Origin of the sequence: Streptococcus sp. 27098_8_134 (assembly GCF_041431675.1) — a bacterium.
GTDB lineage: Bacteria > Bacillota > Bacilli > Lactobacillales > Streptococcaceae > Streptococcus > Streptococcus sanguinis_R.
The window spans coordinates 38,851-60,694 of sequence record NZ_JAPVYD010000005.1 but is presented as its reverse complement, the minus strand read 5'-3'; the positions used below and the strand labels follow the sequence as shown (position 1 = coordinate 60,694).

Below are 21,844 nucleotides of genomic sequence, written 5' to 3'. Positions count from 1 at the left end.
TAAACGAATTACAGATAGACTTTTCATCTAAGTTTTTACAGATTCATAAAAGTACGAGCCCTAAGCTAGCTGTTTTTTATCTGTTCGATAGACCAGAGTACCAAGCACCATGAAAAGAACTAAAACAAAAGTAAGGAAGAGCACCTGACTACCAATTTGACCGTTCATAGAAATCGTTTGGCGCAAGCCCGATACAGAATAGCTCATTGGCAGCCAAGGGTTGATAACTTGGAAAATCTTACTAGTCAGCTCCAGCGGATAGGTTCCTGCACTAGAAGCCAGCTGTAAAAGCAAGAGAATCAGAGAAGTAAAGGCGCCGAGCTTGCTATCCCAAGTAACCAAAGCCGTCACAAGAGCCATAAAGGTCATGCTGGCTAGGACAATCAAACCAAGGGTTGCCCACTCATGGTTAGCAGATAGGCCTATCAAGTGCACAGCACCATAGACCAAAACACCCGCCACGACAGAAATGACTCCATTTACCTCTATACGGGCCTTCAGCCAATCTCGTTTCGTCTTAGGTTCTTGACCCGATGGAAGTGTGCTAAAGATGATATTGGTTGAAATAGCTGCCACAAATAAAGCTACTGAAATCATATAAGGCGCCATCCCAATGCCGTTTTTTTCTACCTTATTCTCATCTGTCTTGCTCAGCGTCAGAGGATCTGCTAGAGTTTTTGCATTGTCTTCCTTGGTAGAAACAGTTGACAATTTATCGCCTGCATCCACAAGGCCATTGGACAAATCGCTCGTTCCCACGGTAAGTTTAGAGAGATTATCTGTTAAAGCACTGCTGCCATCAGCCAGCTTCTCTGTGCCGCTCGCTAATTGATTGGTTCCATCTGCTAATTTCCCGAAACTAGAGGTCAATTCTGGCGATTTATCTGTTAATTGGGCTGCCCCGTTTGCTAATTTTGTTGTATTTGCTAGCAAATCAGGGTTCTTACTTGCCAAAGCTGATGTCCCCCCAGATAGCTGACCGACTGCATTGGTATAGCTTGTCACCCCTTGTTCCAATTTTGTCGCACCAGTCGTTAGTTTTTCATTTAAGGTATCTACACCTGCGACTAGTTGATTGGCTCCTCCACTTGCTGAACCGAGGCTAGTACTCACTGTTGATAAGCCATTATAAAGGCCATTAATCATGTTAGCTGCCTGTGGCAGAACTTGATTTGATGCACCTTCTAACTGACTAAGTTTTGTTTGACTAGCGCCTTTTATCGTTTCAAGAGAGGTCCTCATTGTATCAACTTCTGATAAAATCGCCTGAGCAGATTGGTCACTTCCCGCTTGACTAGCACCGACTGCTGCATCAATCTCAGCCTTAGCCTCACTAGAAAGTCCTTGATAAGCACTCGTCCCTTGGACACCTGCTAAAGCTGCGGCCTTGGCGTCTTGATTATTATTGATAATGGCCTGAGCGGATGCTGCTATGCTAGTCAGTGCAGCTTCAATGCTGTCTGTCGAAACAGCTGTGTCGCTTGCTGCAGCTTGAATACTAGCATTCAACTGTGTCAAACCAGTTGCCAAATCATTCACATTTTGCTGGTTGTTAGCTAAGGTGGTATCTACCGAGGACTTTAATGTGGCCAAGCCAGTGTTCAGATTCGTCACACCTGTTGATAAGGCCTGAACTCCATCTCCTGACTGGGTGAGCTGTTGGACTCCTCCCAATAAGTCTGCTGATCGACCTGACAGCTGATTTGCACCTGTGGCCACAGTACTTACACCATTAGCATAAGTGTTTATTCCATTTGACAAACTACCCAGCCCAGACGATACTTGTGCAACACTCCCAGTATAAGTCTGTAGTCCTGTGTTAAATTGAGCTGCACCGGACGATAATTTGGTCGTAGCTTGATTCAGAGTTCTTAAATTATCTGCAATTGTCTGACTGCCTGAACCTAGTTGTTGGCTGCCAGATGCTAATTGCTGAGCACCATCGGATGCCTTCACCAAGCCAGTTTTTAGATCTCCCATATTCTTAAATATGACGCTTGTATAAGTATCCGTCACATTTTGCGCCACCGTCTGCTTCAAAGAAGTCATGGCTGAATCACTCATCTTACCAGCAATAAAACTGTGGCCGCTAGACGTTTGATAGTCAATCTTCATTTGCTGAGGATTATCAGTCAAAATACTGGCTGCACGTTCAGATAAATCACTTGGAAGCGTCACAACCATGTAGTAATCACCCTTTTCCAGACCATTTTGAGCATCTTCTTTACTGACGAAGTGAAAATCCAGATTTTTATTTTCCTTGAGGCTGGAAACAACATCCTCGCCTATAGACAAGGTCTTACCACTAGCAGTTACAGATTTATCCTGATTGACGACCGCCACTGGCAAGTCCGATACCTTTCCATACGGATCCCACATGGAGCTCAAGAAAATAACATTATACAAGGCAGGAATCAAAGAGACCCCTAACATCACAATGATAAAAGCCGGCTTTTTTAAAATAGCTTTCCATTCTCTTAACATGTCTACCTCCTAAAATTATACACAGTGTCCAAATTTCAATAAAATTGATTATACACCAATCGAAAAATTATTACAAGTTTATTATTTAAAAATTGGACACCGTGTCTAATTTTGTTTGAAAAGATTGTAGGGAAGCGGAATAAGTTAGTCCTACTGTCTTTAATCCCTGAATAATCTGTAAACAAAAGGTATTTTCCCATAGGTAAGTACACAGAAAATCAGTTTTATGTTAGAAAAATAAGTACCGAACAAGCGCGTGCTTTCTTAGTGGGTGCAGTTGACATTGCTCAAGCATTAAGATTACAAAACACCTATACAATTTACTCTTATAAAAATGAACAGATTTCTATTATCTTCTCACAGGAAGGCGAGCTACTTTATGTCACTCCTGACCCTGACTACCTCTACTTTAAATAATGTTCATAACAAAAGCCGAGACTTTACTTTAAGCCTCGGCTTTATTATTTTACCAGTCTACTTAGCCGAATCAGATAAAATTTTGACTATCTATGCTTAATTCCGGAATTTAACTCTTTTCCACTGGAAAAACATTTGATATAATAGTACACGGAGAAAAAGAAAAAGTAGTTTGCTATGATAGTTATTAGCTTGAAGAGCAGACTGAGGCTTAGCCTCAAAGGGAGATTTTATGTTAGAAAGCAATAAACGCCGAAAAACCAAGGCTATTATTGAAAGAGCCATGGTTTCACTACTGCATAAGCAGTCCTTCGACCATATCACTACTGTCCAGCTAGCTCAAGCTGCTGGTATCAGCCGTAGTAGTTTTTATACTCACTACAAGGACAAGTACGATATGATTGAACGTTATCAGCAAAACCTCTTTCATCAGTTGGGATATATTTTTGAGAATAATCAAGAAGATATTCAAACTGCGATTACAGAGGTCTTTCAGTTCCTCCAGCTAGAGCCACTCTTGGCCGCCCTTTTAACAGAAAACGGCACGAAAGAGATTCAAAATTTCCTGCGCCATAAGCTGCAGGTGATGCTGGCGGATAGTCTGCAGGACCGTTTTAGTAGACGTGTTTACAATCATTTTGAAAAAGAATACAGCAGAGTCTTTCTTGCCAACGCCTTCTTTGGTGTCTGCCAAATGTGGATTGCAAGAGGAAAAAAAGAAAGTCCTGAACAAATAGCAGAATTTCTTTTGAAAATGCTGTAAGAAGTTGCTGGAACCCAATGGGTTCCAGTTCTTTTCATATTTTGAAAAATTATACAGGGTGTACAAAACCTCTTTTGGTTCTGTACACCCTATTTTTATTGCATTATAGTTTCATAGCCAGCATATTAACTGTCATACCAGCTGCTGTTCCCATCAGAGCGATGGTGTCCCCTTCCTTGACTAGATTGCGCTCCAGAGCATAGCAGAGAGAAAAAGGTACTGCCACTGACACCATATTCCCATAGTCTTGCACAATATTAAGGTATTTATCATCAGGAATACCCAAGCTGCGCATGACCATTGGCAGGGCACGACTAGCCTGATGTGGAATGATATAATCCAAGTCAGACAGGCTGAGGCCACTCTTTTCTTTAAATTCTTTAAACATTTCTGGAATTTTTCTGGCAGAGAGCAAGAGAATCTTCTTGCCATTCATGTCAAACATGTAGTGAGTCTTGGTAGCATCCGAATACTCCTTAGGCTGAAAAGATGTCAGACCACCGCGAATCTCTGTATCGTGAGCTCCTTCAGACCAGGTCCGCTGCAGGCTGGAGATAATCCCTCTCTCTTCCTCTGTTGCTTCAAAAATCAAAGCAGCCGCTCCATCACTGAACAACTCAAAACTTTCCTTCTGATTAGGATTGAGGCCCAGGCTTCCAACCTCACTGGACACGATGAGGATCCTTTGATACTCACCAGCCTCCAACAAATGAGACATGAGACTCAAAGCAGAGATAAAGCTGGTGCAGGTCGTATTGATATCCATGGCTGGAATGGACAAGCCCTTGGCCACCAACTCATGAATCAGGGCCGCTGTGCAAGGAATAGGCTGAACGCCCACTGCACTGGCCGATACGATGCAGTCAACATCTTTGATAGTCAAGCCCGCTTGCTGCAGGGCTTTTTCAATCGCCTTAACAGCCATAGAAAGCTGGGTTTCTTCATTTTCCACCACTCGATAACGGGTCTGATCCTTAAAAGTCACAGTATTTCTAGGTAGATGCGTACCGTAACCAACAATCTTTATATGATTCTTTACTGCAGTCATATTAAACTCCTTCTTGTCAGACTTGGGGCTGCTCAATAGCTAGGTAAACTGCCAAAGCACTTCAGCCTCTGATTCATATGTTTTTCCACTTGGAGCATTCTTAAGCCCGATAGATACGTTTCAACTTACGGCTTCTGTCCCGCTGGTAATCTTCAAAAGAAATAGCCGGCATAAGAAAGTCTTTATCAGTCGCTAAGTTCTGAAACTGCTGGACAAGCTCGTCTTCTCGCTGCTGACTACGATGTTCGATAGCAATGGTCAGCGAGTAGTCCTTTTTCTGAGCGACTTGATATTCTCCAATCCCATCAACTAAGAGCAGACAACGGCGGATAAAGTCTGGAAAGACCTCCACCGACTGACCTGCAGCATTTTCAAAAATGAAAATATCATCTGAGCGCCCCTCAATCCTGTCAATTCGTGTAAAGACCGAACCGCAGAGGCAAGGTTCAGGATTTTCCACCAAGATATCATTCAGCTCATATTGAAAAATTGGCTGAGAAGTCCGCTTAAAATCCGTAATAATTGGGTAAAAGCGCCTATCATCCAAGTAGTGCTTATCTACATGGACAATGTCTTCGTTTAGATGAAGATTCCCATGGAAACAAGTGCAAGCTAGAAAGCCCTCGGTCGCTTGGTAGACCTGTTCTACTTTTTTCAGAGCAAAACTTGCTTGAATCCTCTGCCGATCTGGCTCTTCCAAAATCTCTGCCACCGATACGACTTTGCTAGGGGCAATCTGCAAATTTCCCACTTGGACTTGTTTGGACAGCTCTAAGAGCATTGATGCTGGTGCCACCAAAATTGTCGGCTGGTAAGCATTCAAGCGCTCTACGTGCTCTTCGGCTCCCTGAAAAGTATCAAAATACTCCAGAGAAATCAAGCCTGAATTGACAGTCTGATAGAGTTGGTTGTCTGCCCGAAGAAAGAAGGCAATTTTGTGCCCAAAGAGTTGGCCTTTAGGAAGCATCTTGGCCAAGATGGCTGCCGCCCACATACTCCGCTCCTTTTCAGTAGTGACAAATAAACCTCGGTGACCGGATGTCCCCGAAGACAAGCCGACAGCAATTTCTCCTATCATGGGGCTGAAATCACGTGTCCGCTCGCTCTCCAGTGCCAAGGCTAGCAACTCATCTCGATCCAGTCCCTGAGTATTGAGCTCATTGAAATGCTCCATCATAAAGGCCTTATTCATCTTAAAATCTGCTGGAATGCCTGATTTAAAATAAGGTGATTCCTGCTGCAGAAATTCTCGATAGACCGCTAGAGCCTTAATCTGATAGCGTTCCAGGGCCTGTCGATCCTTAAATCGATGCCCCCAGCGCATGACGCTAAAGGTTTTTAGAAATGTTCCTAGTTTCATACAAAATCTGCTCCGCTCTCTCAGCCGGATCATGACTGACTAGCACCTGATAGCCAACAGCAAGTAACTGCCGAAGCAGTGCCACACCGGCTATGTATTCTTCCTTGCTATCTTGAATCAGTGACGGCAAGAAACGCATCTGCTCCGTGTACGGCAACAGATCCACGCCCCAGCACAAATCAGCTCCGATAAACAGATGATAATCTGGCAAAAAGAGACAAGCTTGACCAGCGGCATGGCCATCAACTGAGGCCAGATATATACTGCCATCCCCAAACAAGTCGACTGTCTTGCGATAGAGGAATGCTTCTTGCACCTGCTGAGGTTCCACAACTTCCAACCGACTCTCAAAATCCTGCGGAAGAAATTCCTTGAAAATCAAATCCTTAAGCTTGACATGCTGATACGTTTTGAAGACGGTCTTGGTCAGAATGAAGCGAGCCTTGGGAAAGAAAGCGGCTCCGCCGATGTGATCTGGATGCAAGTGCGACAAGATGACATAAGAAATATCTTCTGGCGCAATTCCTTTTTGCTCAAGAAGACGATCTACACGCTCCTCTTCTGACATATCAACAGGCGTTCCCAGACCATAAAGCCAGTATTTGAAATTGGGCTTCAGAATAGCTGGAGAATAGCCAGTGTCGTAGAGAATATAGCCTTTCTCACGATGCTTCAAGAGGAAAACACCAGCTGGAAAAATCATTTTTTTCTTGGCAACTCCCTTAAACATCTGCTGCAAGTGACTGCTGCAGCGTCCAGGCTGAAGATACTCAATTTTCTCGATAATGTTGGACATATTTTGCAATCCCTTCACTGATTGTCAACTTGGGTTGATAGCCCAAATCCCTTACTGCTGCTGATATATCCAGCGTTTGACTGTAACGCATTAAGTAATAAGTGTAAAGAGTCAAAGGTGGCTCTTTTTCAATGTGAAAGAAGCGATAAAAGCTTTCAAATCCCTGTGCCAGAATACCTAGAAAAGCAGCAGGTAACTTAACATAACGTTTACGAATCTGTAAACCATCTAAAGCTTCATCCAGCATATCCTTGAAACTACGGGATTCTCCGTTGGTAATGTTGTAAACTTGTCCTTGCGCTTCTGGAATTTCCAAAGCCAGACGAACAGCCAAGGCCACATTTTCCACACAAGTCATGTCCATCATTTGCTGACCATTTCTTATGAGTGGAATCGCCAGTTTTTGGCTCAAGCGCAGAATCCTAGGAAAGATACTGGTATCTCCAATACCAAAAAGCCCTCTAGGGCGCAAGATAACCGATGGAACTTGAGGGTAGCTTCGGACAATCCGCTCAGCCATGAGCTTGCTTTTAATATAGAAATTCAGCTCATTCTCTTGAGGAGCAGCCTCTTCTTTAATAGCAAGTTGATCACGCGCCGCAGCATAAACACTTGGGGAGGAAATATAGACCAGTCTTTGCATTCCAAAATGCCGGCAGGCTTCCATAACCAGTTTGGTTCCTACCACATTAGTCTGATAAAACTGCTCCCAGGGTCCCCAAATCGTTGAGAGAGCACCAGCATGCACCACTGCATCCACTCCTTCGCAGGCTGCAAAAATTTCTTCTTCTCTGGTAAAATCTCCAGCAAAAAACTCTACTGAAGAACCTTCTAACTGCCGACCAGCCTTCAGATTACGACCAAAAGCCCGCACCTGATAGCCTTGTTCAGCCAGCTCTTCAACAACATACTTTCCTAGAAAGCCAGTCGCTCCTGTCACTAGAACCTTCATCGCTACTCCTTTCATACAATTTTCTGTTTGTGTCTTGTCCCCATTATACACCATTTCAGCAAATCTTCCGTAAAAAAGCTGGAAAAAATCTTTACAGAGTGTCTCATCTGATTGGATAGGAGCAGAAAGAAATCACTAAATTTCTGAAAAACAGCTGCCTCTTTTCGACCTATTCTTAGTTAGAATCAGGTTTATTAGTTCATTGAGAGTATAAAAAAGAAGCCGGGAAACCGACTTCTGAACAAATACAAATTAAAGCATTTTGTTGTAGAATTCAACGATAAGTGCTTCGTTGATTTCTGGGTTGATTTCATCGCGCTCTGGAAGGCGAGTCAATGAACCTTCTAATTTTTCAGCATCGAATGATACGAATGCTGGACGTCCAAGAGTTGCTTCAACAGCTTCAAGGATTGCTGGAACTTTCAATGATTTCTCGCGAACTGAGATCACTTGACCTGGAGTTACGCGGTATGATGGGATATCAACGCGTTTGCCGTCAACAAGGATGTGACCGTGGTTTACGAATTGACGAGCTTGACGACGAGTAGTCGCAAGACCAAGACGGTAAACAACGTTATCCAAGCGACGCTCTAAGAGAAGCATGAAGTTGAAACCAAGGATTCCTTCTTTGATTTTTGAAGCTTGAACAAACAAGTTACGGAATTGTTTTTCACCTACACCGTAAGTGAAACGAAGTTTTTGCTTTTCAGCCAATTGCAAACCGTATTCTGACAATTTGCTGCGGTTGTTTGGTCCATGTTGACCAGGTACATAGTTACGGCGAGCCAATTCTTTACCTGTACCAGTAAGAGAAAGACCCAAACGACGAGCTTGTTTCCAAGATGGTCCTGTATAACGTGACATAAAAATGTCCTCCTGTAAAATATTTTTGAGGAAATAGTCACTTAGAAAGCCCTGATTCGTGCAGAACATTTTCGCCCAAACAGCTAAGGCTACTTTTATAGCTGATGTTCTGTTGACGAGCTCCATGCTTTCCTGCTGCTATTTCACACAAAGGCTATTGTACCATGAATAAAGTCAAAAGTAAAGGGGCTCATCCAAAAAATCAAGCCAAACGGCTTGATTGAAGTTGTTTCTTGAAAGCAAAAGAATTCCGACAGTTGCTTCACACTCCCAAAATCCTCAAAATCTCCTGCTTGTATCGCAGCTTCTGCAATTCCTTATCCTCGCTACCTAACCAAGTCAGTTGGAGATCTGTAACGACTTCTCCAGGCCGATTTTTCAGAATATAGATATGGTCACTGAGAGCCAGAGCTTCCTCGATGCTATGAGTAATGAGAAGGGTCGTCAGACCCAGCCTACGATGAATATCCAGATACCAAGCATGAAGTTCCATCTTGGTCAGCTCATCCAGAGCACTAAAGGCCTCGTCCAGAAGAAATAGCTTGTGACCGAACATGTAGGTCCGCAGCAGAGCCACACGCTGCCGCATCCCCCCACTCAGCTCATGTGGATACTTGTCTGCTACATCAAAGAGCCCGAACTCTTTCAAAATCTGAGTTGCCTGCTCCGTCGCTTCCTTTTTGGATACCTTTCGGATTAAGAGGGGCAAGATGACATTGCCCAGTACCGTCTTATGCTCCAATAACAAGTCCTTCTGAAGCATATAACTCACCCGGCCCTTGGGATTTTCCTGCCCATCTAGGACAATCCTGCCCGACTGGACCTCCAAAATCCCCGCAATCAGATTAAAGAGGGTCGTTTTCCCGACTCCACTTGGTCCCAAAATCGCTACGACCTGGCCTGCTTCTACCTCTAGGCTGATATCTTTCAAAATCTGCTGCTCATCATAAGCATAGCTTACATTTTCAAGTTTAATTTCTGTCATTATTTTATATAATCGTTGCTGAATCCCTTGTCACTCAAGTCATTGTCCACGATACCCTTATCCTTGGCCCATTTGTAAAAAGCATTCCAACGACTAGCCTCAAACTGACCCCACTTGTCCTTATCTGATGCATATTGCTCGGACAAATATTTTTGAGAAGCCAAAACAAAGTCTCGTTTGTTCTTCAGCTCTGGCGCATGCTTGATTAAAATATCCGCTGCTTCTTCAGGGTGCTCCATGGCATATTGATAACCCTTCTTAATAGCCTGCAGGACCTTTTTCGCCTCGTCCGGATTCTTCTTGAGATAGTCATTATTAGCAATGATGACAGGAGAATAATAGTCAAACTCCTTGACATAGTCCTTCATATAAAAGAAATTAGTGTCCATGCCCTGAGTCTCTGCCATGATACCATCCCAACCATGATAAATCCACGCTGCATCAAACAAACCATTTTCAATCGGCGTAATAGAGTTGGAATCGTTGTTGGGAACTTTTTCCACTTCATCAAACTGGCCGCCTTGGCTTTCAACCAAAGTTTTGAGCATGCCTAGCTCCACTGGATCATTCCAGGTGCCATATTTCTTGCCAGCCAGATCCTTAGGACTTGTAATACCTGCAGACTTCTTAGAAATAATGCCTGAAGTATTATGCTCTACAATGGCCGCAACTGCTGTGATTTCTGCGCCCTTATCCAGTTTTTTAGCCATAGAGTCCTGGAAGTAAATACCAAAAGGTGCCTTGCCGTTGATAATCAAATCCGAACTGCTATCTTCAGGCGGCAACTTGATATCCACATCCACTCCTGCTTCCTTGAAGTAGCCCTTTTCCTGAGCCACATAAAGGCCGGTATGGTTAGTGTTAGGTGACCAGTCTAGGATAAAATCAATCTTTTTATCCTTGCTTTCAGACGTAGATTTCGACTGACCGCAGGCCGCTAGGCCAATGATTGATACGGCAGCCAAGCCTGCCAGCAATACTTTATAACTTTTTTTCATCATTATCCTCTTTTCTTTATTTGGGAAATAGCAGAGCTGAGCTCCTATTTCCACTTGATGACATATTTTTCACTGACAGCCACCAGCTTCATCCCCAGAAGACTGATAACCGAAACCAATATGATAATAGCAAACATGGTATCATATTGGAAAAGTTTCTTGGACTGAATCATATAAACACCCAGCCCTTCAAAACCGCCCAGCCATTCGGAAACCACAGTCGTGATAAAGGCATAGGAAACACTGACACGCAAGCCCGCATAGAAATAGGGCAGACTGGCTGGAATCTTAAAATGCCAGAGAATCTGCCAGCGATTGGCCTGCATAAGCTCAAAGAGAGTCAAGGTGTCTCTGTCACAATGCCGAAAACCATCCAGAATACTGACGATAATTGGAAAAGTCGTCGTCAGAATAATCAGCACAATCTTGGGCAAAATCCCATATCCCAGCCAGAGAACCAAGATTGGCGCCAAAGCAATAGTCGGAATCGTCTGCACCACGACCATCATGGGGTAGATTAGATCATTGAGCCAGCTCATGCTGTCCATGAGTATAGCTAGTATACAGGCCAAGAAGACGCCCAAGACTAAACCCAGCAAGGCTACTTTTAAGGTCGCCCAGCTATGACTCGCTAGAAATCCAGCATCTCTGATAAAGGCCTGACCGATTTCCAGAGGCGTCGGCAGGATAAACTTGGGCAAGAGCTTGAGCCAGCCCATGACCTGCCAGATGACAAGTACACCCAGCATACCTAAGAGACCAATTTGCTGCCGCATCAGCCTTTGTAGTGCTTTCATTAGAATGCTTTTCCTCCCTTCCTGCATTTTAGCGCTGCAATTCTTCAAGATATCACCATTCGATAAAGATGATAAAAGAAAAGGCCTTTTCCGTATATGGAAAAGGCGCACAAATACCACTGTTTTTCGGTATGTTTCCTACGCTGGCATTACCCAGATCAGGTGCGGTCGAAGCTTACACTTCCTCTCAGACTGTACACAGACTCCCATATATAGGACTATAATAGCGCAATCATCAGCAAATGTCAAGGTTGGAGCTTGGGCTCACTCCCTTTCAACTATAAGTAAAGCAAACTATCATCAATCAGCCAAACTTCCCTTTCAAAGCCAGCAAAGTCTCCATAGCCCTGATATTCTCAGTCTCACTTGTGGATAAGATGGTTTCAAAGCCCAGTTCAGCTGCCGTATCTAAGTTAGCCTGAATATCATCAATGAAGACGGATTCTACTGGATTCAAACCATACTTTTTCAACAGCTTTTGGTAAATCTCTGCTTCCGGCTTGACAACACCGACCTCTGAGGAAAGGATATAGCCTGACAGCAGTGGGTAAATGGGCAACAAACCAGCTTTTTCAATATGATAAAAAATCTCACAAGTGGTTGACAAGATATAGATTCGATAGCCCTGGTCAGCCCATAGCCGAATCCTTTCCTGTAAATCACTGTAAACATGCACAACCTCATACCAATGATAAAAGATATTCTTAATGGCGGAATGATAGGAAACGTCCAACTGAGCCAGGACTTCCTCACAGGCTTCTTTCAAACTCAGCTCTCCCTTGTCCGTCTGATGCCAGACACCCGACTCAAAAATGACCTGCCTAAGGACCTGCCGCTGCTCTTTCTCAGGTTCAAAATATGTCAAGATTTTCTCAGAATTCCATTCAATCAAGACATTGCCCAAATCAAAAACCAAATGTTTAATCATGATGACCACCTGTTTTCTTTGCTTATTAACCTCTATATACGTTGATCTGACTGAGGAATTGCTTCAAATATAAGTAAAAAGACCCACTGGACCTTTCTATTCATCAAAATAACGGATGAGGTTCTTTTCTGTCAAAATGTCAGAATAAGTATAAGACTCCACATAGGTATTGGAGATTTCCCCTGGCTGACCGCCTTCATTGGAATATTCCACGATAAACAAAGACGGATAAACTTCAATCAGACGGCCTTGCTTGCTTTTTTGGCGCTTACGACCGTTTTCCAGCGTCATCTCAACGATTTGTCCTTCATGCGCCTTGATATCTTCTTTGATTTTTTTCATTTTTGCCACATCTGTAAATGCATCACTCATCTTTATTCGTCCTCTCTTTTGGAAATACTTGAGAATTTATTATACTCTTTCTGGAAAATTAACTCTACTGTACCACGCGCTCCACTCCGGTTTTTCTCGATAATGACTTCAACCTTGTTGTTGGGAATGCCTTCTTCCTCCTCACCAGCTCGATCATAATAATCATCCCGGTAAAGAAAGGCAACGATATCCGCATCCTGCTCAATGGAACCTGATTCCCGAATATCAGACAGCACTGGTCTCTTATCCTGCCGCTGTTCCACGCCACGTGAGAGCTGACTCAGCGCAATGACCGGTACCTTGAGCTCCTTCGCCAAGATTTTCAACTGACGGGAAATTTCCGAAACTTCTTGCTGGCGATTTTCACGACCCGTTCCTGTGATCAACTGCAGATAGTCAATCAAGACCAGACCTAGATTGCCCGTTTCCTGGGCCAGTTTTCGAGCCCGCGAGCGAATCTCTGTAATCCGAATCCCTGGTGTATCATCGATATAAATACTAGCATTAGCCAGATTAGCTGTCGCAATGGTATATTTTTGCCACTCTTCATCTGTCAGTTGCCCCGTACGAATAGAGTGAGAATTAATCACCCCTTCTGAAGCCAGCATCCGGTCCACTAAGCTCTCCGCCCCCATTTCCAGAGAGAAAATGGCTACAGTCTTATCCAGCTTGGTTCCGATATTCTGAGCAATATTAAGGGCAAAGGCCGTCTTTCCGACCGCTGGCCGAGCCGCCAGAATGATTAACTCTTCCTCATGCAGACCAGTCGTCATCTTATCCAGCTCACGATAGCCGGTCGCAATCCCGGTAATATCTGATGTCTGCAGAGACCGAGCCTCCAGATTGCCAAAGTTAAGATTCAGCACATCACGGATATTTTTAAAGCCACTGCGGTTGGCTGTTTCGCTGACATCAATTAGGGCTTTTTCAGCTCCGGCGATAATTTCCTCTGACAGACGGTCACCATCGTAGGCTTGATTGATAGACTCTGTCAGACGCGAAATCAGCCGCCTTAGAATGGCCTTTTCTGCAACGATTTTAGCATAGTATTCAGCATTGGCAGATGTTGGCACAGAATTGACCACTTCCACTAAGTAGCTGAGACCGCCGATATTCTGCAAGTCGCCCTGGCTGTCCAAAATGTTACGAACAGTCGTTGCATCAATGGCATCGCCGCGGTCAGCCAAGTCAATCATAGCTTTGAAAATCAAGCGATTGGCATACTTAAAGAAGTCAGCAGGCTCGATATACTCGCGAACAAAGACCAGTTTGCTCTCATCAATGAAAATGGCTCCTAAGACGGACTGCTCCGCTAAAATATCCTGAGGCTGAGCTCGGAGTTCATCAATCTCTGCCATCGGTAAATCCTTCCTTCAAATCACTATTATCCTTCTTTAACTCGCAAACGAATCACCCCAGTTATATCCTGATAAATCTTCACTGGAACATCTATCAGACCAATGGAGCGAATCGGTGAGTCCACCTTGATATGACGTTTGTCAATTTTTATGCCAAACTGCTTCTGTAACTCTTCTGCTATTTTCTTGCTGGTAATAGAGCCAAAGGTGCGGCCGTCCGGACCAACTTTTTCAGTAAATTCAACAAGAGTAGCTTCTTCTGCTAACTTAGCCTTAATAGCCTGAGCTTCTGCCACTAGTTCTGCGTGGGCTTTTTCTTCGGACTTTTGCTTACCGCGCAGTTCACCGATAGCCTGCGCTGTTGCTTCCTTGGCTAAGTTTTTCTTAATCAGAAAATTTTGAGCATAGCCAGTCGGCATTTCCTTAATTTCGCCTTTTTTGCCCTTGCCTTTTACATCTGCTAAAAAAATTACTTTCATCCTTTTTTCTCCTCGTCTATTATTACTTCCTCTTTAATGACTTGGTCCATAATTTCTTGATTCAGCGACTGAAGGACCTCAGAAACTGTTTTACCTTCAATTTGAGCTGCAGCCAGATTGAAATGGCCGCCACCGCCCAGCTTTTCCATAATTCGCTGAACATTGATCTTGCTACGACTGCGAGCCGAAATAGACACATAACCTTTGGTATTCTTGCTCACGACAAAAGTTGCTTCAATTCCTGACATAGAGAGCATGGTATCAGCTGCCTTACTGATGACAACTGTATCATAAGTGTTCTCTTCTGGACCAGCTGCTACAATGACATTAGGCAAAATCTTCTTGCCGTTTAAAATCAGCTCATTAATCGCACGATATTCCTCAAAATTCGTAGCAGAAATATCCTGAATCACAACACTGTCACTGCCCCGAGTTCGTAGATAGCTGGCCACATCAAAAGTCCGACTAGTGACTCGAGATGAAAATCCTTTGGTGTCAAGCATGATACCTGCCATGAGAATGCTGGCTTGCATCTTGCTGAGACGGTTCTTTTTAGAATTCTGGAACTGAATCAGCTCCGTTACCAACTCACTGGCACTGCTAGCCCCACTTTCGATATAGGCAATCACAGCATTTTCCGGAAAGTCTTCATCACGACGATGGTGGTCCACTACGATAATCTGACTGAATTGATCAAAGAAATCCTTAGACAGAGTCAGAGATATCTTGGAGTGGTCAACCATAATCAAAAGCGAACGATTGGTCACCATATTTACTGCTTCAGAAAGCGGCACCAGATAGTCAGCCCCTTCCTGCTGGAGCTTTGTAATGGACCGCTCAATGTCAGAAGCCATCTGGGACGGATCATAGACCACATAAGCTTTTTCAATGATATTACTAGCAAAGAGTTGCATACCAAGAGAAGAACCCAAGGCATCCATATCCAGATTTTTATGTCCGACTATAAAGACCTGATCCACACTCTTAATCTTATCAGAGATCGCAGTCATCATAGCCCGAGTACGGGTGCGCGTGCGCTTAACAGCTGACGCCGTTCCTCCACCAAAGAAGATTGGGTTCATGTTGTCATTATTTTCTTTGACGACAGCCTGGTCCCCGCCACGAACTTCAGCCAAGTTGAGGTTAAGCAGGGCAACCCGACCGATTTCATCATGATTGCCATCGCCATAAGAAAAGCCCATACTGAGTGTCAGCGACAGCTCTCGATTTTTAGCTTCCGTCCGGAATTGATCAATGATAGAAAATTTATTTTCCATCAGCTGTTCCAGCACTGTGTAATCGGTAAAAAGATAGAACCGATCCATGCCAACCCGACGGTAAAACATGTGAAACTGCTCAGAAAATTCTGCTACGAAGTTGGCCACAAAGCTATTGATATGACTGATATCCGTGTCTGAAACGACATCTTCTAAATCATCATAATTATCCACCGAGATAATCCCAATCACCGGGCGCGTTGTTACCAAACCAACAGTAGCTTCGTATTCATTGGATGCATCAAAAAAATAAAACACACTTGATGCACGGTCCAAGTAAACCGAATATTTCTTGTCTCCAACCGTAGCATAATGACCAGAGTCTGAATAAGCAGCCTTCATGATATTCTTGAGCATATCTGCATCAAAATCACCATCTTCGGTTGTAAAAATCAGTTCTGCATAGGGATTAAACCACTCTACATCACCATTATCTTCACTTATTTTAATGACACCAACTGGCATCTTATCCAGCAAGGAAGCGAGGCTTCCTTCTGCTTGATGATTGACATAATGAATCTGCTCAATCTCATCTAGCTCGGATACTCTCTGTTGCTGGATAAAAAGCACAATCAAAAGAGCCAGCACAAGCATGAGAGCAGCTAGCATGGCCAAACTATCACCAAAAAGCCTCAGACAGATGGCTAAGATTATAAAGGAAATTAGACCCGCCATCGCCAAGTGAATTGGGGCAAAACGAAATTTTTTCATCATAGACCTCTTATTACGCCATTTTACCATAAATCCTAGAAAAAAGCGAATTTCTCCCAATAATCAAAGCATTTAACAATGGTAAAGGAAGCGAAAAATAATCCTTCAAAGTTTACAATCTTGTCAAGCCCTTGTAAATTTACACAAAAAGGCTGCTTCCCAAAGGAAACTCAGCCTTTTACAAGAGTTACTTCGCTTGATTTTTAGAAATACTTCTAGATTTGCCTTCTAGGTAAACCATCAAAATAGAAATATCTGCTGGATTGACACCAGAAATACGACTAGCCTGACCAATTGTTTCTGGATTGATTTTCTTGAACTTCTGTCGTGCTTCTGTCGCAATCGAATCAATATCATCCCAGTCAATATTAGCTGGAATCCGCTTCTCTTCCATACGCTTCATCTTTTCAACCTGATCGAGAGCTTTAGAAATATAGCCTTCGTACTTAATCTCTGTCTCAATCAGCTCGATAATCTTCTCATCAAGCTCCTCTGCAGCCGGACCAATGAACTGAACCGCATCTTTGTAAGACACTTCCGGACGTCGCATAAATTCTTTGGCAGTTACTGCATCTGTCAGAGGCTTAAAGCCTAGCGCTTCTACCTTAGCGTTTGTTTCCTTAATAGGCTTTAGTTTGATAGATTCCAAACGCTTCATCTCATTATCAAACTGATTCTTTTTAATCTCGAAACGAGCCCAGCGCTCATCATCTACAAGACCAATTTCCCGTCCCATCTCTGTCAAACGTATATCAGCATTGTCATGACGGAGAATCAAACGGTACTCAGCTCGGCTAGTCAAGAGGCGATAAGGTTCAACGGTCCCCTTGGTCACTAAATCATCAATCATGACTCCAATGTAACCATCACTGCGCTTCAAGATTAACTCCGGCTTCCCTTGGATCTTCAAGGCCGCATTAATCCCAGCAATAATCCCTTGACCCGCAGCTTCTTCATAACCAGAAGTTCCATTGGTCTGACCTGCTGTAAAGAGCCCAGAAATTTTCTTGGTTTCCAAGGTTGCCCGCAACTGGTGGGGCATAATCATATCGTACTCAATGGCATAGCCTGTCCGCATCATCTCAGCATTTTCTAAACCTTTGATAGAGTGAACCAAGTCCTTTTGTACATCTTCTGGCAGACTGGTTGACAGCCCCTGCACATAAACTTCTTCTGTATCACGACCCTCAGGTTCTAAGAAAAGCTGGTGGCGTTCCTTATCCGCAAAACGGACAATCTTATCCTCGATTGACGGGCAATAGCGAGGGCCCACACCCTTAACGATACCTGAAAACATAGGAGCCCGGTGCAGGTTATTTTGGATAATTTCGTGACTTTCCGCATTGGTATAAGTCAACCAGCAAGGCACTTGATCTTTCACATAGTCCTCATCACGAGAAGTGTAAGAGAAATGATTGGCCTTTTCATCACCTGGCTGAATTTCAGTCACATCATAATTGATAGATGATGCCTTGACACGCGGTGGCGTTCCTGTCTTAAAACGACCAATTTCAAAACCTAGATCACGCAGATTATCAGCTAAAGGAATGGCTGCTAGACTGTGATTAGGGCCAGATGAATACTTGAGATCACCAATGATAATTTCTCCCCGCAAGGCTGTTCCAGTCGTAACAATGACGGCTTTAGCCGCATACTCCTGATGGGTCGCTGTCTTAACCCCAATGACCTTACCATCTTCTACCAAGATTTCATTAATCATGGTTTGCCGTAGAGTCAGATTTTCTTGATTTTCAACAGTCTTCCGCATTTCTTTGGAATAAAGTTCTTTATCCGCCTGCGCCCGAAGAGCTCGAACAGCAGGTCCTTTGCCTGTATTGAGCATTTTCATCTGGATATAGCTCTTGTCAATATTCTTGGCCATCTCTCCGCCCAAAGCATCTACTTCACGAACGACAATGCCTTTTGCAGATCCTCCAATAGAGGGATTACAGGGCATGAAAGCCAGCATCTCAATATTGATGGTTGCCAAAAGAACCTTACAACCCATTCGACTAGCAGCCAGCGATGCCTCAACCCCAGCATGCCCTGCTCCAATCACGATAATATCATAACTTTCAGTAAAATTGTGTGACATTTCTTTTTCCTTCATTTTTTCACCAAAAAAGGCCAAGTCTCTAGAAGTGCAGGACAAAAAAGCCTGCAACATCCATGAGCTTTGACCATCATAGGTATTGCTTATCTTATTGTAGCAGATTGAGCTAGATTGTCAATCTAAACGTACTGTAAGACTTGACCATTCTTATAAGCTCTGTCAATCAAGCCACCACCTAAGCACTCATCGCCATCATAGAAGACGACTGCTTGGCCTGGAGTTATAGCCCTTTGTGGTTGATCGAAGTTGACAGCTGCCTTGTCACCCTTTACAGTAACTGTCACCTTGGAATCTGGCTGACGATAACGGAACTTAGCTGTACATTCCATAGTAAATTCTTCTGGCATTTCTTTTGTGAAATGAACCTGACTAGCGTCAAGGCTGGTTGACATCAAATTGTCATGGTAAAAGCCCTGACCGACATAAAGAATATTTTGGCTGAGATCTTTTCCAACCACAAACCAAGGCTCATTATCTCCCCCGTGCTGACCACCAATTCCAAGACCACCTCGCTGGCCAATAGTATAATACATCAAGCCAGCATGCTGGCCCATATCTCGGCCTTCCAAGGTCATCATGCGACCCGGCTGGGCTGGTAAATATTGACTCAGAAATTCTTTAAAATTCTTCTCACCAATGAAGCAAATACCTGTCGAGTCTTTTTTCTTAGCTGTAGCTAAACCAGCTCTTTCAGCAATTGCTCGAACTTCTGGTTTTTCTAAATGACCCAGAGGAAACATAGTCTTTTGCAGTTGTTCCTGTGATAGTTGGCTTAGGAAGTAAGTCTGATCCTTATTGTTGTCCTTGCCACGCAGCATGTGAACCAAGCCATCTTGGTCTCTCTTCACCTGAGCATAGTGACCCGTTGCAACGTAATCTGCACCCAGTGTCAAGGCATAGTCAAGAAAGGCTTTAAATTTGATTTCCTTGTTACACATGACATCTGGATTTGGAGTCCTACCAGCTCGGTATTCCGCCAAGAAGTATTCAAAAACGCGATCCCAGTACTCTTTCTCAAAGTTGACAGAGTAGTAAGGAATGCCAATCTGATCTGCAACAGCAGCTACATCCTTGTAGTCTTCTGTGGCTGTGCAGACACCAAATTCATCTGTGTCGTCCCAGTTTTTCATGAAGATGCCAATTACATCGTAACCTTGCTCTTTCAAGAGCAAGGCAGTTACTGATGAATCAACACCTCCGCTCATACCAACAACGACACGAATCTTAGAGTTATCACTCATTGTGTTCTCCCATCTTTTCGTTATTTCACGATTGAAGGTCGTGCTGTGCTTTCAACGATTGAAGGTCGCTTGAGCAAGCCCTATTATAGCATGAAAGGACTAGGAAAACAAATCAGAAATTCAGCTAGAATTATCAACTGTAAAGAATATTTACAACGTTGTAAAGTTATTGATTTTCTCGTTTACTTTCTTCTCTAACAAACTTTTATAATATCCACTTTTAATTCATTCAAAAAATCAGCAGAAAGCCCTTAACTTTGTTATAATGAAAATAATAAATAAGCTGCAAGGAGAAATCATGACTTCACTAAGATTTCAATCTGTTTTTGATATTATCGGACCTGTGATGATAGGTCCATCAAGCAGCCATACGGCAGGTGCCGTCCGTATTGGAAAAATTGTCTCCTCTATTTTTAACGATGAGCCAACAGAGGTAGAGTTCCAGCTCTTTAACTCTTTCGCCAAAACTTACCGAGGTCACGGAACTGACTTGGCTCTTGTAGCAGGGATTTTAGGTATGGATACAGATGATCCAGAGATTCCTAACAGCCTTGAAATTGCCTATAAACGCGGCATCAAGATTGTCTGGACCATTCAAAAAGATAGCAATGCTCCTCACCCAAATACGACAAAGATTACAATCAAAAATGACCATAAAACAATCAGTGTGACTGGAGTCTCTATTGGTGGCGGCAACATTCAAGTAACAGAGTTGAATGGCTTTTCAGTATCTCTGAGTATGAATACTCCAACCATCATTATTGTCCACCAGGATGTCCCAGGTATGATTGCCCATGTCACCGAAGCTCTGTCACGCTACAATATCAATATAGCTCAGATGAATGTCACTCGTGAGAAAGCTGGGGAAAAAGCGATTATGATTATTGAAGTTGACAGCCGCAGCTGTGAGGAAGCCATTGACGAAATCCGTAATATTCCTCATCTGCATAATGTGAATTTCTTTAAATAGGAGAAAATATGTTTTATTCCATCAAAGAATTGGTAGAGCAAGCTGATTTAGATTACCAAGGAAATGTTGCTGAATTAATGATTGCTACCGAGTATGAATTGACTGGTCGTGAAAGAGATGAAGTCCTGCGGTTGATGCATCGCAATCTGGAAGTCATGAAAGCCTCTGTCCTTCTTGGACTCGATGAGAGCAAGTCTCGAAGCGGATTGACTGGTGGAGACGCGGCAAAACTTGACCATTATATCCAGACAGGAAAGGCTTTATCAGACCACACTGTGCTGACTGCTGCAAAAAATGCTATTGCTGTAAATGAACACAATGCTAAAATGGGCTTGGTTTGTGCTACACCAACAGCTGGTAGCGCTGGCTGTCTGCCTGCTGTCCTTACATCAGCCATTGAAAAATTAGGCCTCTCAGAAGAAGAACAGCTATACTTTCTATTAGCTGCAGGCGCTTTTGGCCTAGTCATTGCTAATAACGCCTCAATTTCGGGAGCTGAAGGTGGCTGTCAAGCTGAGGTTGGCTCCGCTTCTGCTATGAGTGCAGCTGCTTTAGTTCTAGCTGCTGGAGGTTCACCTTTTCAAGCCAGTCAAGCTATTTGTTTTGTCATTAAAAACATGCTGGGCTTGATTTGTGATCCAGTAGCTGGTCTAGTGGAGGTGCCTTGTGTCAAACGAAATGCCATGGGAGCCAGCTACGCCTTTATTGCAGCTGATATGGCTCTTGCGGGAATCGAATCTAAAATTCCTGTTGACGAAGTCATTGACGCCATGTATCAAGTTGGGTCAAGCTTGCCTACTGCTTTCAGAGAAACAGCTGAAGGCGGTCTAGCTACAACACCTACAGGACGCAGACTTTCAAAAGAAATCTTTGGAGAATAACTTTGACAAATTTGTCAAGTAGATTTACTAGATAGTAAACAAGGAGACAA

Annotated in this window: 20 protein-coding genes and 1 riboswitch; of the genes, 4 read left to right on the top strand and 16 right to left on the bottom strand. The window is 43.5% G+C overall.

Features of this window, described 5'->3' with window-relative positions; translation table 11 throughout:
* Window positions 1–60: 60 nt before the first annotated feature.
* Entirely contained in the window at window positions 61–2,484 is a 2,424-nt protein-coding gene (locus tag O3620_RS10800) for a YhgE/Pip family protein (RefSeq protein ID WP_371601723.1), read from the bottom strand.
* 267 nt (window positions 2,485–2,751) lie between these two features.
* Between O3620_RS10800 and O3620_RS10795 the strand changes: the two genes are divergently transcribed.
* Together O3620_RS10795 and O3620_RS10790 are read left to right on the top strand one after the other, a co-directional pair.
* Window positions 2,752–2,901, top strand: coding sequence for a DUF4947 domain-containing protein (locus tag O3620_RS10795; protein WP_002919995.1), 150 nt, complete (start codon window positions 2,752–2,754; stop codon window positions 2,899–2,901).
* Window positions 2,902–3,133: 232 nt separating this feature from the next.
* The gene (locus O3620_RS10790; protein WP_002899570.1) at window positions 3,134–3,664 is read left to right on the top strand and encodes a TetR/AcrR family transcriptional regulator; all 531 of its coding nucleotides are present in this window, start codon (window positions 3,134–3,136) and stop codon (window positions 3,662–3,664) included.
* A gap of 103 nt (window positions 3,665–3,767) precedes the next feature.
* Here the strand turns inward: O3620_RS10790 and O3620_RS10785 are convergent, their stop codons facing one another.
* The 15 genes from O3620_RS10785 to mnmA form a co-directional block, all read right to left on the bottom strand.
* A complete protein-coding gene (locus tag O3620_RS10785; protein WP_002919997.1) occupies window positions 3,768–4,712 on the bottom strand; it encodes a 3-oxoacyl-[acyl-carrier-protein] synthase III C-terminal domain-containing protein in 945 nt (314 codons plus the stop codon).
* Between the two features lie 100 nt (window positions 4,713–4,812).
* Window positions 4,813–6,072 carry a F390 synthetase-related protein gene (locus O3620_RS10780; protein WP_002919998.1) on the bottom strand — a complete coding sequence of 420 codons (1,260 nt, stop codon included), beginning with the start codon at window positions 6,070–6,072 and terminating at the stop codon, window positions 4,813–4,815.
* Window positions 6,041–6,868 (bottom strand): MBL fold metallo-hydrolase, encoded by an 828-nt coding sequence (locus tag O3620_RS10775; protein ID WP_002919999.1) that lies wholly within the window; start codon window positions 6,866–6,868, stop codon window positions 6,041–6,043. The genes O3620_RS10780 and O3620_RS10775 overlap by 32 nt, the downstream gene beginning before the upstream one ends.
* Window positions 6,843–7,874: an NAD(P)-dependent oxidoreductase gene (locus O3620_RS10770; protein WP_002920000.1), complete on the bottom strand. Its 1,032-nt coding sequence runs from the start codon at window positions 7,872–7,874 to the stop codon at window positions 6,843–6,845. The genes O3620_RS10775 and O3620_RS10770 overlap by 26 nt, the downstream gene beginning before the upstream one ends.
* 198 nt (window positions 7,875–8,072) lie before the next feature.
* Window positions 8,073–8,684: a 30S ribosomal protein S4 gene (rpsD, locus tag O3620_RS10765; protein ID WP_002899562.1), complete on the bottom strand. Its 612-nt coding sequence runs from the start codon at window positions 8,682–8,684 to the stop codon at window positions 8,073–8,075.
* 262 nt (window positions 8,685–8,946) lie between these two features.
* Window positions 8,947–9,669, bottom strand: a complete 723-nt coding sequence (locus O3620_RS10760) for an ABC transporter ATP-binding protein (RefSeq protein ID WP_002920003.1) — start codon at window positions 9,667–9,669, stop codon at window positions 8,947–8,949.
* On the bottom strand, window positions 9,669–10,667 hold the full coding sequence (locus tag O3620_RS10755; protein ID WP_032913036.1) for an ABC transporter substrate-binding protein: 999 nt from the start codon (window positions 10,665–10,667) through the stop codon (window positions 9,669–9,671). Before O3620_RS10755 ends, O3620_RS10760 begins: the two co-directional genes overlap by 1 nt.
* Window positions 10,668–10,711: 44 nt before the next feature.
* Entirely contained in the window at window positions 10,712–11,491 is a 780-nt protein-coding gene (locus tag O3620_RS10750; RefSeq protein WP_002920006.1) for an ABC transporter permease, read from the bottom strand.
* A gap of 91 nt (window positions 11,492–11,582) precedes the next feature.
* Window positions 11,583–11,684: riboswitch (TPP riboswitch) on the bottom strand.
* Window positions 11,685–11,768: 84 nt separating this feature from the next.
* Window positions 11,769–12,392 (bottom strand): HAD family phosphatase, encoded by a 624-nt coding sequence (locus O3620_RS10745; RefSeq protein ID WP_061603037.1) that lies wholly within the window; start codon window positions 12,390–12,392, stop codon window positions 11,769–11,771.
* A gap of 96 nt (window positions 12,393–12,488) precedes the next feature.
* Window positions 12,489–12,764: a Veg family protein gene (locus O3620_RS10740; RefSeq protein ID WP_002894239.1), complete on the bottom strand. Its 276-nt coding sequence runs from the start codon at window positions 12,762–12,764 to the stop codon at window positions 12,489–12,491.
* Window positions 12,765–12,766: 2 nt separating this feature from the next.
* Window positions 12,767–14,122: a replicative DNA helicase gene (dnaB, locus tag O3620_RS10735; RefSeq protein WP_002894241.1), complete on the bottom strand. Its 1,356-nt coding sequence runs from the start codon at window positions 14,120–14,122 to the stop codon at window positions 12,767–12,769.
* 26 nt (window positions 14,123–14,148) lie between these two features.
* Window positions 14,149–14,601, bottom strand: a complete 453-nt coding sequence (rplI, locus tag O3620_RS10730; protein ID WP_002894242.1) for a 50S ribosomal protein L9 — start codon at window positions 14,599–14,601, stop codon at window positions 14,149–14,151.
* On the bottom strand, window positions 14,598–16,619 hold the full coding sequence (locus tag O3620_RS10725; protein ID WP_002910955.1) for a DHH family phosphoesterase: 2,022 nt from the start codon (window positions 16,617–16,619) through the stop codon (window positions 14,598–14,600). Before O3620_RS10725 ends, rplI begins: the two co-directional genes overlap by 4 nt.
* 157 nt (window positions 16,620–16,776) lie before the next feature.
* Window positions 16,777–18,684 carry a tRNA uridine-5-carboxymethylaminomethyl(34) synthesis enzyme MnmG gene (mnmG, locus tag O3620_RS10720; protein WP_032913126.1) on the bottom strand — a complete coding sequence of 636 codons (1,908 nt, stop codon included), beginning with the start codon at window positions 18,682–18,684 and terminating at the stop codon, window positions 16,777–16,779.
* Between the two features lie 137 nt (window positions 18,685–18,821).
* Window positions 18,822–19,943 (bottom strand): tRNA 2-thiouridine(34) synthase MnmA, encoded by a 1,122-nt coding sequence (gene mnmA, locus O3620_RS10715; protein WP_002920014.1) that lies wholly within the window; start codon window positions 19,941–19,943, stop codon window positions 18,822–18,824.
* A gap of 298 nt (window positions 19,944–20,241) precedes the next feature.
* On the opposite strand from mnmA, the gene sdaAB reads away from it, so the two are divergent.
* Window positions 20,242–20,913 carry an L-serine ammonia-lyase, iron-sulfur-dependent subunit beta gene (gene sdaAB / locus O3620_RS10710; protein WP_002920016.1) on the top strand — a complete coding sequence of 224 codons (672 nt, stop codon included), beginning with the start codon at window positions 20,242–20,244 and terminating at the stop codon, window positions 20,911–20,913.
* 8 nt (window positions 20,914–20,921) lie between these two features.
* Window positions 20,922–21,794: an L-serine ammonia-lyase, iron-sulfur-dependent, subunit alpha gene (gene sdaAA, locus O3620_RS10705; RefSeq protein ID WP_002920017.1), complete on the top strand. Its 873-nt coding sequence runs from the start codon at window positions 20,922–20,924 to the stop codon at window positions 21,792–21,794.
* The last annotated feature ends 50 nt before the right edge of the window (window positions 21,795–21,844 follow it).